We start from the raw sequence: 13,922 nt of genomic DNA, 5'->3' as shown, positions 1-13,922 counted from the left end.
CTCACCCGTTCCCCGGGAGCAGCCAGGCGACGCCGCCCGCCGCCGCCAGGGCGGCGAGAAGGCCGACCAGGCCCACGCTGAACTTCGTGGCCCCCGACTTGATCAGCTGCACCACGCCACCGGCCAGGAAGCCGGCCACGACGAACAGGACGATCGCCATCAGAGCACGCCCTTGGTCGAGGGCAGCGCGCCGGCGTTGCGCGGGTCGATCTCGACGGCCTCGCGCAGCGCCCGGGAGAACGCCTTGAACTGCGCCTCCACCACGTGGTGCGCGTCCGGTTTGCCGCCGTCGCGGGCCGCCCGCAGCACGCTCACGTGCAGCGTGACCTTCGCGGCGAAGCCGAACGACTCGAAGATGTGCCGGGTCATGCTGGTCGGATAGACCGGTCCGATGTACGGCGCGAGCTCGGGCTCGTCGTGCACCACGTACGGCCGGCCGGAGAGGTCGACGGCCGCGCGGCAGAGCACCTCGTCCATCGGGATCGTGGCCGAGCCGTACCGCCGAATGCCGGCCTTGTCACCCAGCGCGCGGGAGAAGGCGTCGCCGAGCGCGATGGCGGTGTCTTCCATGGTGTGGTGGGCGTCGATCTCGAGGTCGCCCTCGGTGCGCACGGTGAGGTCGAAGCCGCCGTGCTTGGCGAGCTGGTTGAGCATGTGGTCGTAGAAGCCGACCCCGGTGTTGAGGTCGCCCTGGCCGGTTCCGTCGAGGTCGATCTCGACGAGCACCTTGGTCTCGTTGGTGACGCGCTCGATGCGCGCGGTGCGGCTCATTGCCGGGCCTCCCTCATCACAGCGCCTCCAGGAACGCGTCGGTCTCCGCGGGGGTGCCGGCGGTCACCCGCAGCCAGCCGGGCAGGCCGACGTCGCGGATCAGCACGCCGCGGTCGAGCAACCGCTGCCAGACGACTTTCTGATCGCCGCTCGCCTCGCCTGGTGACACAGCGAACAGCACGAAGTTGGCGTCGCTGTCGGCGACCCGGTAGCCACGCTCGCGCAGGGTGACCACGATCCGGTCACGCTGCTCCTTGATCGCTTCGACGGTCGCGAGCAGGACGTCGCGTTGCGCCACCGCGGCGCGAGCGGCCGCCTGGGTCAAGGAGCTCAGGTGGTACGGGAGTCGCACCAGCTGGACGGCGTCCACCACGGCGGGGTGGGCCGCGAAGTAGCCGAGCCGGCCGCCGGCGAACCCGAACGCCTTGCTCATCGTGCGGCTCACCACGAGGCGCGGATGGCCGGCGATCAGGCCGAGCGCGCTCGGTGTGCCCTCGCGCGCGAACTCCGCGTACGCCTCGTCGACGACCACCATGCCGCGCGCGTGCGCCAGCACCTCGGTGATCACCTCGGGGTCCAGCGCGGTGCCGGTCGGGTTGTTCGGCGAGCAGAGGAACACCAGGTCGGGGTCGTGCCGTTCGAGCTGCTCGCGGGCCGCCGATGGAGACAGCCCGAAGTCGGGGTCGCGCAGCGCGCCGATCCAGCGGGTGCCGGTGCCCTGGGCGAGCAGCGGATGCATCGAATAGGACGGGCCGAAGCCCAGCGCCGACCGGCCCGGGCCGGCGAACGCCTGGAGCAACTGCTGCTGCACCTCGTTCGACCCGTTCGCCGCCCAGACGTTGGCGGTGGTCAGGCCGTGGCCGAGGTAGTCGGCGAGATCGGTGCGCAGGGCGATCGCGTCCCGGTCGGGGTAACGGTTGAGGTCGCGCAGCTCGGCCTGCACGGCCTTGCCGATCGCGTCGGTCACCTCGTCGGGCAGCGAGTAGGAGTTCTCGTTCGTGTTCAGCCGGACCGCGACGTCGAGCTGCGGCGCGCCGTACGGCGATTTCCCCCGCAGGTCGTCGCGGATCGGCAGATCGTCGATGTTCACCCGTCAAACCTCCCGTCCAACCGCCCCGCCCGCCGCCCTAAATCGGACTGAAGGCGAACCTTCACGGCGTCTCCGTGCGCGGGCAGGTCTTCCGCGTTCGCCAGGGCGACCACGTGGCCGGCCACGTCGCGCAGGGCGGCCTCGTCGTACTCCACGACGTGGATGCCGCGCAGGAACGACTGCACCGAGAGGCCCGAGGAGTGCCGCGCGCAGCCGGCCGTCGGCAGCACGTGGTTGGAGCCGGCCGCGTAGTCGCCCAGCGACACCGGCGACCAGGCGCCCACAAAGATCGCGCCGGCATTGCGGACCCGCATGGCCCACTGCCGCGCGTCACGCGTCTGGATTTCCAAATGCTCGGCCGCGTACGCGTCGACGACGCGCAAACCCTGCTCGAGGTCGTCGACGAGCACGACGCCGGACTGCTCGCCGGTGAGCGCGGTCAGCACCCGCTGCTCGTGTTTGGTCGACGCCACCTGCCGGGTCAGCTCGGCCTCGACCGCCGCGGCCAGCGCCTCGGAGTCGGTGACCAGCACGCTCGCGGCCAGCGGGTCGTGCTCGGCCTGGCTGATCAGGTCGGCCGCCACGTGCCGCGGGTCGGCCGTCTCGTCGGCGAGGATCGCGATCTCGGTGGGGCCGGCCTCGGCGTCGATGCCGACGACGCCGCGCAGCAGGCGCTTGGCCGCGGTCACCCAGATGTTGCCCGGCCCGGTGATGATGTCGACCGGCTCGCACCGATCGCCCTCATCGGCGCCGTCGGAGCCGTAGCCCAGCATGGCGATCGCCTGGGCGCCGCCGACCGCGTAGACCTCGTCGACGCCGAGCAGCGCGCAGGCGGCGAGCACGCGGGAGTCGGGGAGGCCATCGTTCTCCTTCTGCGGCGGGCTGGCCACGACGAGGCCCTCGACGCCCGCCTCCTGCGCGGGCACCACGTTCATCACCACGGTCGACGGGTAGACGGCGAGGCCGCCGGGCACGTAGAGACCGACGCGACTCACCGGCAGCCAGCGCTCGGTGACGGTGCCGCCGTCGACCACCTTGGTCGTGACGTCCTGCCGTTTCTGGTCGGCGTGCACCTTGCGGGCCCGCTTGATCACCTCGAGGAGCGCGGCCCGCACCTCGGGATCAAGCTCCTCCGCCGCTGCGGCGATGGCGGCCGCGGGAACGCGCAACCGCTCGAGCCGAAGCCCGTCGAACCTCTCCGTGGCCTCCTGGATCGCGCTGAAACCATGCTGATGGACGGCCTCGACGGTCGGCCGGATGCGCTCGACGGCCACGGAGACATCGAGCTGGGCACGGGGCAGCAGTCCTCGCGGGTCCCTCTGGGAACCCCGCAGGTCGGTCCGATTCAGCACGCCAGCAATTCTAGGCGGCCCCGCCTCCGATATATTTCCGCGCCACGTCGGGGCCCAGGCCTTGGGATGTTTCCGTCCTCACCGCACCCGCCCGGCACGGGTTGACCATGGTGGGGCGGCCGATAGGCTGAGGCGGTGAGTGCGCGGCTGCCGGTGTTCCCGCTGGGTACGGTGCTGTTCCCTGGGCTTGTGCTGCCCCTGCACATCTTCGAGGAGCGGTATCGCGTGCTGGTGCGCGAGCTGGTCGCGAGCCCCGAGGACGGCCCGCACGAGTTCGGCGTCGTGACCCTGCGCCGGGGCGCCGAGGCGCCGTCGCCCGAGGCCGAGGAGGGCCCCACTCCCGAGCCGCCGCCGGTGCTGGCCGACGATCTGTACCCGGTCGGTTGCACCGCCGAGCTGCGCCAGGTCACCGAGCTGCCCGACGGCCGCTTCGACATCATGACCGTCGGCCGCCGGCGCTTCTCGATCGTCGACGTCCGCCAGGGCGCCGAGCCCTACCTGACGGCCAAGGTCGAGTGGCTCCCCGACGAGTCGGCCGACGAGACCGCCGCCCAGTTGGCCCCGCGCGCCCTGGCCGCCTTCCGGACGTACCTTGACCTGCTACGCCCCGACTCCGAGGTGATCGACGCGGTCCCCGGCGACCCCACGGTCCTCTCCCACCTGATCGCCGCCACCGCCCAGCTGACCACCGACGAGCGCCAGCTGCTGCTCTCCGCCCCCGACACGGCCACCCGCCTGCGTGCCGAGCTCAAGCTCCTCAACCGCGAAGCCGGCCTGCTAGCTCGGGTCCGCGCGGTCCCGGTCCCCCTTTCCGACCTGGCCCGCCCCGCCAGCCCGAACTGACCCAGCCCGGCGGGCGTTCAGCCGCCCGGCGCGCCCGGCGCGCGTTCGCCTCGCCCAGCGCGCGTTCGGCCCGCCCAGCGCGCGTTCGCCTCGCCCAGCGCGTGTTCGGCCCGCTCGGCGCGCGGTGGTCAGGCGTGGGGTGGCTCGGCCGGGCCCTGGGGGTGGGCCAAATGCGGGTCGAGCGTTTCCGCGGACGGCGCACCGGCGTGGGTGTCAGCGACGGCCGATCCACCGGCGAGGGCGTCCGCGTGGGCGGCGGCCGAGTTGGGGCCGTAGCCGGGCTTGGCGCCGGGCTGTTCGAGGTCGGGGTCGTTGGACCAGCCGGCCAGCAGGGTCAGCACGATCGCGGCCATGAAGGCCGCCACCAGTTTCGGCCCGAGCGAGTGCACCTCGGGCGGTGCCAGATAGGTCGCGCCGCGGACGGCCGTGTCCCGCCAGTGCTCGTAGCCGCTCCGCCCGATCATCTCGCCGACCCGGGGCGCCACCAGGTAACCCGCGCCGAACGTGCCCACGACGACACCGAGCAGCAGGAACGGCCCGCGGTCACGGCGCAGCACCAGCCAGGCAACGATCGCCACGAGCAGGCCGAAGGCGAGCCCGAGAATCGTGAACCACCCGTCGGCCGCGATGTACTCCTCCGGCGACGGGTCGTTGACGACGATGTCCTGCCCGGTGGCGATGACCGGCACGCTGGGCGCTATCCACGCCCACAGCAGCCCGAGCGGCCCGCCCAGCGCCATCACCGCGGCCGCGCTCAGCACCGCGACCAGCGCCGTCCGCTTCCACGGCCGCCGCGCCGCCGCGCCCATGCCCCACCACCGTGACCCGAAGCCCCCGTCGGCCGTCTGCTCCGGCCCGCTCGGATGCGCCAGCCCATACCCGCCGTAGACGTCGGGCCCGACCGCCCCACCCTCCGCGGACGAGCCACCACCCTCCGGATAACCCGGCCCGCCGAAGGAGCCGCCGTGCGCGCCGGCCGAAGGGTCCGACGACGCCGACGGACCGAAAGAACCGTCCATCGAAGGGCCGGGCGACGAAGGCGGGCCGAAAGAGCCACCGGAAGCGCCGGCCGAAGGCCCCGGCGACACCGGCGGGCCGCCGAAGGCGGGCTCGGCCGTCGGATCGGCCGGCGGCCGGGTGGAGGGCTGCGCCGGCTCCGGGGTGTGGGCCGACTCCTGACTCGGGTTCACCCTACGATCCTGCCAGGTCTCGGCGCCGACTGCCCTGCACGCCCCGACACACCCCGGCCCACCTGCACACTTCCGCCGTCAGGCGACCGCGGACGGGCCGAGGATGGTCTTGAGGTCGGCCCGCAGCGCCGGGGTCGGCGCCACCCGCACGGCGCCGAGCCGCAGCACCGTCGTGCGGCTGCCGTTCTGCAGGTGGACGTGCACCTCGGAGTCGCCGGGGTGGCTGGTGAGGATCTCCTTGAGCTCGGACACCAGCGGCGGCGTGCACCGCGTGATCGGCATGGTCAGCGTGACCGGCTTGCTGTCGGGGTTGTGGCTGACGTCCGGCAGCGACATGTCCATCGCCATGATCCGCGGCGTGTCGTCGCGCCGGTCGACCCGGCCCTTGACGACCACGATCGCGTCCTCGGCGATGTACTGCCCGATCACCTCGTACGTGTTGGGGAAGAACAGCGTCTCGACCCCACCGGCCAAGTCTTCGAGGGTGGCCGACGCCCACGCCCGGCCCTGCTTGGTGATCCGCCGCTGCACGCCGGTGAGGATGCCGGCGAGGGTGACGATCTGCCCGTCGGGGACCGAGCCCTCCTCGTTGAGCGCCGCGATCGTCGTATCCGCCGCATTCGCCAGCAGCTGCTCGAGACCGGCCAGCGGGTGGTCGGAGACGTACAGGCCGAGCATTTCCCGCTCGAAGGCCAGTTTGTCCCGCTTGTCCCACTCGCTGTCGCCGATCGGCGGCATCGCCACGGTCGCCGCCGAGCCCCCGTCGGTGTCGCCGAACGCCCCGAAGAGATCGAACTGCCCGGCCGCCTCGTTGCGCTTCACATCCGCGTACGCGTCGATGGCCTCGGCGTGCACGGCGAGCAGACCCTTGCGGCTGTGCCCCATCGAGTCGAAGGCCCCGGCCTTGATCAGGGATTCAATCGTCTTCTTGTTGCAGACGACCGCGTCCACCTTCGACAGGAAGTCATAGAAGTCCTGGTACGCGCCCTTCTCCTTACGGCACCGGGCGATCGACTCCACCACGTTGTGCCCGACGTTGCGGACGGCGGCGAGGCCGAACCGGATGTCCTTCCCGACCGGGGTGAACGGGCCGGCGGACTGGTTGACGTCGGGCGGCAGGACCTGGATGCCCATGCGCCGGCACTCGGCCAGGTACATCGCCATCTTGTCCTTGTCGTCGCCGACGCTGGTGAGCAGACCGCCCATGTACTCGGCGGGGTAGTGCGCCTTCAGGTACGCCGTCCAGTACGACACCAGGCCGTACGCCGCGGAGTGCGCCTTGTTGAACGCGTAGCCCGCGAACGGGACCAGCACGTCCCACACCGCCTGGATCGCCTCGTCGGAGTAGCCGCGCTCGCGGCACCCGTCCCGGAACGGGATGAACTCCTTGTCGAGGATCTCCTTCTTCTTCTTGCCCATGGCCCGGCGGAGCAGGTCGGCCTGGCCGAGGCTGTACCCGGCCAGGATCTGCGCGGCGCGCTGCACCTGCTCCTGGTAGACGATCAGGCCGTACGTCGGCTCGAGGATCTCGCGCAGCGGCTCTTCCAGCTGGGGGTGGATCGGCGTGATGTCCTGCAGCTTGTTTTTCCGCAGGGCGTAGTTGGTGTGCGACTCGACGCCCATCGGGCCCGGACGGTACAGCGCCAGGACCGCGGAGATGTCCTCGAAGTTGTCCGGTTTCATCAGCCGCAGCAGCGACCGCATCGGGCCGCCGTCCAACTGGAAGACGCCGAGCGTGTCGCCCCGCGCCAGCAGGTCGTACGCACCCTGGTCGTCGAGCGGGACCGAGAGCAGGTCGAGATCGAGCTCGTGGTTGAGCTTGATGTTCTTGACCGCGTCGTCGAGGATCGTCAGGTTTCGCAGGCCCAGGAAGTCCATCTTGAGCAGGCCGAGCGTCTCGCAGGTCGGGTAGTCGAACTGCGTGATGATCACGCCGTCGGAGGCGCGGCGCATCAGCGGGATGTGGTCGATGATCGGCTCGGCCGACATGATCACGCCGGCCGCGTGGACGCCCGTCTGCCGGATCAGGCCCTCGATGCCGCGGGCGGTGTCGATCACCTTCTTGACGTCGGGGTTCTGCTCGTACAGGGTCCGGACCTCGCCGGCCTCGCTGTACCGCTTGTGCTCCCGGTCGAAGATGCCCGACAGCGGGATGCCCTTGCCCATGACGTCCGGCGGCATGGCCTTGGTGATCTGGTCGCCGACCGAGTACGGATAGCCGAGCACGCGGGCCGCGTCCTTGATCGCGGCCTTGGCCTTGATCGTGCCGAACGTGGCGATCTGCGCGACCTTGTCCTCGCCCCACCGGTCGGTGACGTACTTGATGACCTCGCCCCGCCGGCGCTCGTCGAAGTCGATGTCGACGTCGGGCATCGAGATGCGCTCGGGGTTCAGGAACCGCTCGAAGATCAGGCCGTGCGGCAGCGGATCGAGGTCGGTGATTCCCATCGCGTACGCGACGAGCGAGCCGGCCGCCGAGCCACGGCCCGGGCCGACCGCGATGCCGTTGCGCTTGGACCACTGGATGAAGTCGGCGACCACGAGGAAGTACGACGGGAAGCCCATCTGGATGATGACGCCGAGCTCGTACTCCGCCTGCTTGATGTGCGTGTCGGGGATGCCGTCGGGGAAGCGCCGCCGCAGGCCCTCGAACGCGACCTCGCGGAAGTACTCCTCCTCGGTGCGGCCCTCGGGGATCGGGAACCGGGGCATGAGGTTCTTGAAGGTGAACATGCCGTCGATGTCGACCTTTTCCGCGACCAGCAGCGTGGTACGGCAGCCTTCCTGCCACGCGTCGGAGGAGTCGACGGCGCGCATCTGGTCGGCCGACTTGACGAAGTACCCGTTGCCGTCGAAGCGGAACCGGTTGGGGTCGGCCACGTTGCTGCCGGTCTGCACGCACAACAGCACGTCGTGCGCCTCGGACTGCGCTTCGAATGTGTAGTGGGAGTCGTTGGTGACCAGCGGGCGGATGCCGAGTTTCCGGCCGATCTCGAGGAGGCCGTCGCGGACCCTTTTCTCGATGGAGAGGCCGTGGTCCATGATCTCGAGGAAGTAGTTGTCCTTCCCGAGAGCCTCCTGGTACATCGCGGCGGACTTGAGCGCCTCGTCGAACTGGCCCAGGCGCAGCCGGGTCTGCACGGCGCCGGACGGGCAGCCGGTCGTCCCCATGATCCCCTCGGCGTGCTCCGCGATGATGTCGAAGTCCATCCGGGGGTACTTGCCGAGCTGACCCTCCATCGAGGCCCGCGAGTTGAGCCGGAAGAGGTTTTTCAGGCCGACCGCGTTGCGCGCCCACATCGTCATGTGGGTGTACGCGCCGTTGCCGGAGACGTCGTCGCCCTTCTGCTCGGGGCGGCCCCACTTGATACGGGCCTTGTCGAGGCGGGACTCGGGAGCCACATACGCCTCGACGCCGATCACCGGGATGATCTCGGCGGCTTTCGCCTGGGTGTAGAAGTCGTACGCCCCGTGCATGTTGCCGTGGTCGGTGATCGCCGCCGCCGGCATGCCGAGCCGTTTGGCCTCGGACAACAGGTCCTTGACCCGGGCGGCCCCGTCGAGCATCGAATACTCGGTGTGCACGTGGAGATGCACGAACGAGTCAGACACCCCGGGCCCCCTTAAGTTTTGACGACGCGAGCGACTCTAGTCGCCACCTACGACAAGAACGAGAGGACTCGCGAGGATCACTCGGCGAAGGGTTCGATCATCATCGACGCGGCCTTGAGCCACGCCTGCCGGGTCTCCAGCTGGAGGTCCTGGTACTCGATGGAGGACCCGACCTCGAGCGACGGGTCGTACGGCACGATCGCCACTCCGCGGGTGCGGGTCGCGAAATGTTTGGCGAAATCGTTGAGCATCGGCAGCGGCCCGGGCGACGGGCACGAGATCAACGTCACGGCGTTGGCGACCAGGTCGCTCATGCCGCTGTCGTCGAGCACGTCGAGCATCCAGTCGGCGGTGAACGCGGCGTCCTCGCGCGGCACCGTGGTGATCACCAGCTGGTCGGCCTGGCGCATCACCGTCTGCCAGTTGACGCTCTCCACGTTGTTGCCGGTGTCGACGCAGACCACGTCGTGGGTGCGGCGCAGCAGGTCCATCACGCGGCGCACCGTGCCCTGGTCGAGCCGCTGGGCGAAGCGCGGGTTCTCCTCGCCGGCGAGCACGTCGTACGAGCCGTCGGAGGCGTGCCGCAGATAGCCGTCGAGCTCGCTGAGCAGGCCGTCGCCGTGCAGCGACTCGATCTGCGCGAGGTCGGCCAGCAGGTGCTTGATGGTGCGGGCGTGCCGGGCGCTGCCGGCCCGCAGGCCGAGCGTGCCGCGCAGCTCGTTGTCGTCCCAGGCGAGCACGCCGCGGCCGCGGACGCTGCCGATGGTGGCCGCGGCCAGCACGGTCGCGGTGGTCTTGTGGACGCCGCCCTTGGGGTTCGCGAAGGCCAGCACGCGCGGCTTGCCGAGCTTGCGCCGCAGCACCGCGACCGACCGCTCGAGCTCGTTGTCGGGCTGGGTCTGCCGCCACTCGATGCGGGCGCCGGCCGGCGAGGTGGGCGCCGGGGCCGGAGCGGGAGCCGGCGAACGCACCGGCGCCGCCGCGGAGGCCCGGATCTGCGGGTAGTCGCGCTGCGGCGGCGGGGCCGGCGGCGCGACCGGGGTGGACCGGGCCGGGCTCGGGCTGAAGTAGCTGTGCGGCTGCTCGACGGGCGGCGCGGGCGCCGGGGCCGGCGCGGGCTGCGCGCGCCCCTGATGACGCGGGTCGAGCGGGTTGATCGGCGGCCGCTGCGGCATCGGCCGCTGCGGCTGGTCGAATCCCGGCTGCTGCTGCTCGAAACCCGGCTGGTCGAAACCGGGCCGCGGGTCGAGCGGCGCCCGGGAGTCCAGCGGGTTGTACGGCCGGCGGGTCGGCAACGGCTGCCCGAACTGCTGCTGCGGCGGCGCGGGTTCCGGCTCGGCCTGCTGCTCCTCGGCGGCGGCACGCCCGTGGCGGGCCCGGTCGAGCAGCGCCCGCCAACGCGGGGCTGGTTCCGCAGGCCGGCCCCAGCCGGTCTCGGTCCCATCCACGGCTCGTCCTCCCTGCCCATACGCCCGGTCGATGCCCGGCAATCCCGGTGATGCCCACGGATGCCCCGTCGCCCATGACAGGCTACGGAGCGAACCCTATTCGGGCCACTGCCCGACCGACCATCCCCGGTCATTCTCTTGATCGAAACCCGGCGCCACGGTGGTGATCGTGTGGCCGTCCGTACGTTTCGCGGACGAGAGAACTAACGGGCGGACGGCTCTCGAGGTGCTGTTGATCACGAGCTGGTCGGCCTTTGAGCAGCACTCGCTTCAGTTCCTGAAGGCACGGCAGTGCGCTCCTCCGGTGCCGCGGCAGAGGGATCGGGCAAAGGGTCAAGGCTCGCCGGTGAGTCAGACGTCACAGGGAGCCCGGGGGAAGACAGTATCGGCGAGGGCGTCCGCGAGGCAATGGCTGAACCGTCGTTTGGCACAGGAATCGGAGATCCGCTCGGTTCCGCCGGGATCGTCCCGTCCTGTTCGGGCAGCGGCGGGCGGAACTCCGTGCGATCCAGCTGCCGTACCTCCGGCGCCGGATCGACGACCCTCACGCCCGGCCGGTCCGCGACCACTTGCAACGCGGCCGGGGCGGCGCGGACCACGGCCGCGAAGACACAAGCACATCCCGACCGGTACGCGTCGGCCTCGGCCCCGGCGGTCGCGGCGGCCGACCGGTACGCCTCCCGGGCCCGCTCCGCGTTCGGTCCGTCCCCGATGACCCTGCGCCCCAGCTGCTCGTACTCCGCGCGCTCCCGGTCGCGCTGGAGGGCGGCGTCGAGCATCCCGGACATGACGTCGGCGGGCAGCCGGTAGACCGGGATCCGCACCACCTGGGTGTGCCGCCCGACGAGCGGCACCCGGGTGTAGACCTGGGCCACCGCGGCGCCGTCGAACAGGCCGGGAAGCGCTCCGGGCATCACGTAGCGGTCGAGGCTGGCCAGGGCCCAGGTGTCACCGGCCGGCGGCGCCGCCGGGTCGGTCAGCGCGGCCAGCTCGGAGCGGGAGTTGCGCAGGTAACCGGAGACGGCCTGGCCCTGAACGACGCCGACCTGGACGAAGGCGCCGGGATCGGTGCGGGCGGGCTCGGCGTCGTCGCGCCGGCTCGCCCAGATCGCGGCGAGCAGCAGCGCGAAAGACGAGACGACGGCGAGCCCGATCACGGCCCGCAGCGCGACCGCGCCCACCACCGGCTCCCGCACGGGTTCCGCCGGCACGGCGGGGTCTGTCCTGCCGATCACGAGGGGCTGCGGCGTGGCCCAGCCGGCGCCTGACGGCGTCCGCGAAACGGCCACATACAACCCCGGTATGCGACCGCTTCGCGGCCGACGTCAGCCACCACCTGGACCTCGCCTCGCTCCCGCGTGATCGGCAGGACAGACCCCAGCTCCCCGAGATCAGCTCGCGTCCTGAAGGACGTCAAGCGCGTACTTCAGGTCGTCAGGGTAGTCGCTGACGAAGCGAACCTCATCGTGCGTTTGGGGGTGGAGGAACCCCAATTCTCGGGCGTGCAGCCACTGCCTCGTCAGCTTGAGCCGGGCGGCGAGGGTGGGGTCGGCGCCGTAGGTGAGGTCGCCGACGCAGGGATGGCGCAGCGCCGAGAAGTGCACCCGGATCTGATGGGTACGCCCGGTCTCGAGCTTCACGTCGACCAGGCTCGCGGAGCGGAACGCCTCGAGCGTGTCGTAGTGGGTGACGCTGGGCTTGCCGCTGGTCATCACGGCGTACTTGTAGTCGGCGGTCGGATGCCGGTCGATCGGGGCGTCGATGGTGCCGCGCAGCGGGTCGAGATGGCCCTGCACCACGGCGTGGTACCGCTTGTCGACCTCACGCTCCTTGAAGGCCCGCTTGAGCACGCTGTACGCGAGCTCGCTCTTGGCGACCACCATGAGCCCGGTGGTGCCGACGTCGAGCCGGTGCACGATGCCCTGACGCTCGGCGGCGCCGCTGGTCGCGACGTTCTGCCCCATCGCGGCCAGGCCGCCGACCACGGTCGGGCCGGTCCAGCCGGGGCTCGGATGGGCGGCCACGCCGACCGGCTTGTCGACCACCACGATGTCGTCGTCGCTGTACACGATGGTCAGCCCGGTCACCGGCTCGGCCACCACGGCCGGCGCGGCGGAGGCGGGCACGGGCAGCGTGACCTCGAGCCACGAACCGGCGCTGACCTTGTCGGATTTCGGCCGGGGGTAGCCGTCGACCAGCGCGTCCCCCGCCTCGACGAGGCTCGCGGCGGCGGTGCGTGACAGGCCGAAGAGCCGGGAGACAGCCTGGTCGAGCCGCATGCCATCAAGACCGTCGGGCACCGGCAGGGAACGCTGGGTCACTGTGCGGGCTCCGGCTTTTTCCGTACGGCCCGCCGGCCGTCCCGTTGCCGGCCGGTCAACTCGAGCACGACCGCCAGCGCGACCCCGACGGACAGACAGCTGTCGGCGATGTTGAAGATCGCGAACTTCTCCCCGTACGGCGCGAAGGCACTGATCATGTCGACCACGTGGCCCTGGAACGGGCCGGGCGCGCGGAACAACCGGTCGCTCAGGTTGCCGAAGGCGCCGCCGAGCACGAGCCCCAGCGAGATCGCCCACGGGATCGAGCGCAGCCGGGTCGCCATCCAGCCGATCCAGCCGATCACGACCAGGGTGATCACGGGGAACACCCAGGTGTGCCCGCTGCCGAAGCTGAACGCGGCGCCACTGTTGCGCAGCAGCGACAGATAGATCAGGCCGCCCAGGATGCGCACCGGTTCGCCCTCGGTCAGGTGCTCGGTGCTGAGCCATTTCACCCACTGGTCGAGCGCCACCGCGAGGGCGGCGGTGGCCCCGAGCACAGTGATCGCGCGCACGCTGAAGCGGGGCCGGGCGTCCGGCTCCGGCTGCACCGCGGTCGCGCCCGATGCCTCGTCGGCGTTCAGCGTCGTTCCTCCAACTGCTTGCAGGTCACGCACAGGGTAGCGGAGGGGAAAGCCGCCAGCCGCTCGACCGGGATGGCGTTGCCGCACCGCTCGCACCAACCGTAGTTGCCCTGGCCGAGGCGCTCGATGGCGCGCTCCACCTGTGTGATCCGCTCGAGCAGGTTGTTGGCGAGGGTGATCTCCTGCTCCCGCTCGAAGGTCTTGGTGCCGGCGTCGGCCTGGTCGTCGCCGGCCGAGTCGGCGAGCCGGTCCCGCTGGAGCTCGGTGATGTCGGTGAGCGACTGCTCGTACTCGGCCTGCAGCTCGTCGCGGCGCTCGGTCAGCGCCACCCGGATCTTCTCCGTCTCGGCCGCGGTACGCGTCCGCTTCGTGGCGGCCTTGGCGGTCGTAACGGTGCTGGTGTCGGTTGCCTTGGCCATCGTCGCTCCCTCGGCCGCACCCCCCGGCGCGGCGATCAGCGGTCTTCGGACCCGGGCCGGGTCCCTTGTCGTGCCGGTCGCGTCCCCCTTGAGCGTCCGGCCGCGCCCCGGAGAGGCGTAGGGCGACCACGCGCCCGGACGCCGCCGTAGATCTTGCCCCACCTGCACAAACGGCGCGGCCGAACGGTCAGCCGCGCACTCCGGAGGGTGGCAAGGATACGGAACGTATCCGGCAGCGACAACAATTGCTTCCGATCTTGACCGGTCAAAGGTCATAAATCCCCCAGTCGGA

General features: G+C 71.1%; 12 protein-coding genes. 1 reads left to right on the top strand and 11 read right to left on the bottom strand.

Annotated elements, in window-relative coordinates; translation table 11 throughout:
* Position 1: 1 nt before the first annotated feature.
* Genes A3CQ_RS60980 through hisD form a run of 4 tightly spaced genes read right to left on the bottom strand, consistent with a single transcriptional unit; the run spans position 2 to position 3,213 of the window.
* Entirely contained in the window at positions 2–160 is a 159-nt protein-coding gene (locus tag A3CQ_RS60980) for a CG2302 family histidine operon protein (protein ID WP_020513405.1), read from the bottom strand.
* Positions 160–771: an imidazoleglycerol-phosphate dehydratase HisB gene (gene hisB / locus A3CQ_RS0123485; RefSeq protein ID WP_020513404.1), complete on the bottom strand. Its 612-nt coding sequence runs from the start codon at positions 769–771 to the stop codon at positions 160–162. The genes A3CQ_RS60980 and hisB overlap by 1 nt, the downstream gene beginning before the upstream one ends.
* A 16-nt stretch (positions 772–787) precedes the next feature.
* A complete protein-coding gene (locus tag A3CQ_RS0123480; RefSeq protein WP_020513403.1) occupies positions 788–1,861 on the bottom strand; it encodes a histidinol-phosphate transaminase in 1,074 nt (357 codons plus the stop codon).
* On the bottom strand, positions 1,858–3,213 hold the full coding sequence (gene hisD, locus A3CQ_RS53770) for a histidinol dehydrogenase (RefSeq protein ID WP_051115329.1): 1,356 nt from the start codon (positions 3,211–3,213) through the stop codon (positions 1,858–1,860). The genes A3CQ_RS0123480 and hisD overlap by 4 nt, the downstream gene beginning before the upstream one ends.
* A gap of 135 nt (positions 3,214–3,348) precedes the next feature.
* On the opposite strand from hisD, the gene A3CQ_RS0123470 reads away from it, so the two are divergent.
* Positions 3,349–4,056: an LON peptidase substrate-binding domain-containing protein gene (locus tag A3CQ_RS0123470; protein WP_020513401.1), complete on the top strand. Its 708-nt coding sequence runs from the start codon at positions 3,349–3,351 to the stop codon at positions 4,054–4,056.
* Positions 4,057–4,184: 128 nt separating this feature from the next.
* Here A3CQ_RS0123470 and A3CQ_RS62180 read toward each other — a convergent pair whose 3' ends face one another.
* The 7 genes from A3CQ_RS62180 to A3CQ_RS64440 form a co-directional block, all read right to left on the bottom strand.
* A complete protein-coding gene (locus A3CQ_RS62180; RefSeq protein ID WP_211216670.1) occupies positions 4,185–5,246 on the bottom strand; it encodes a hypothetical protein in 1,062 nt (353 codons plus the stop codon).
* A gap of 78 nt (positions 5,247–5,324) precedes the next feature.
* On the bottom strand, positions 5,325–8,858 hold the full coding sequence (dnaE, locus tag A3CQ_RS0123460; protein ID WP_020513399.1) for a DNA polymerase III subunit alpha: 3,534 nt from the start codon (positions 8,856–8,858) through the stop codon (positions 5,325–5,327).
* A 77-nt stretch (positions 8,859–8,935) separates the two neighbouring features.
* Entirely contained in the window at positions 8,936–10,306 is a 1,371-nt protein-coding gene (locus A3CQ_RS0123455; RefSeq protein ID WP_020513398.1) for a MinD/ParA family ATP-binding protein, read from the bottom strand.
* 236 nt (positions 10,307–10,542) lie between these two features.
* Entirely contained in the window at positions 10,543–11,517 is a 975-nt protein-coding gene (locus tag A3CQ_RS57670; protein WP_020513397.1) for a hypothetical protein, read from the bottom strand.
* Positions 11,518–11,697: 180 nt separating this feature from the next.
* On the bottom strand, positions 11,698–12,585 hold the full coding sequence (locus tag A3CQ_RS0123445) for an RluA family pseudouridine synthase (protein WP_020513396.1): 888 nt from the start codon (positions 12,583–12,585) through the stop codon (positions 11,698–11,700).
* Positions 12,586–12,623: 38 nt separating this feature from the next.
* Positions 12,624–13,235: a signal peptidase II gene (gene lspA / locus A3CQ_RS0123440; protein WP_211216671.1), complete on the bottom strand. Its 612-nt coding sequence runs from the start codon at positions 13,233–13,235 to the stop codon at positions 12,624–12,626.
* Positions 13,208–13,906, bottom strand: coding sequence for a TraR/DksA family transcriptional regulator (locus tag A3CQ_RS64440; RefSeq protein ID WP_505558655.1), 699 nt, complete (start codon positions 13,904–13,906; stop codon positions 13,208–13,210). Before A3CQ_RS64440 ends, lspA begins: the two co-directional genes overlap by 28 nt.
* Positions 13,907–13,922: the final 16 nt, after the last annotated feature.

The organism is Paractinoplanes globisporus DSM 43857 (assembly GCF_000379645.1).
Classification (GTDB): domain Bacteria; phylum Actinomycetota; class Actinomycetes; order Mycobacteriales; family Micromonosporaceae; genus Actinoplanes; species Actinoplanes globisporus.
Note: the sequence above shows the minus strand (reverse complement) of the source record. Positions and strands in the feature narration are given on the sequence as shown.

Coding starts and splice junctions, on each gene's coding strand:
- A3CQ_RS60980 (WP_020513405.1), bottom strand. CDS start 160: ATGGCGATCGTCCTGTTCGTCGTGGCCGGCTTCCTGGCCGGTGGCGTG.
- hisB (WP_020513404.1), bottom strand. CDS start 771: ATGAGCCGCACCGCGCGCATCGAGCGCGTCACCAACGAGACCAAGGTG.
- A3CQ_RS0123445 (WP_020513396.1), bottom strand. CDS start 12,585: ATGCGGCTCGACCAGGCTGTCTCCCGGCTCTTCGGCCTGTCACGCACC.
- A3CQ_RS64440 (WP_505558655.1), bottom strand. CDS start 13,906: ATGACCTTTGACCGGTCAAGATCGGAAGCAATTGTTGTCGCTGCCGGA.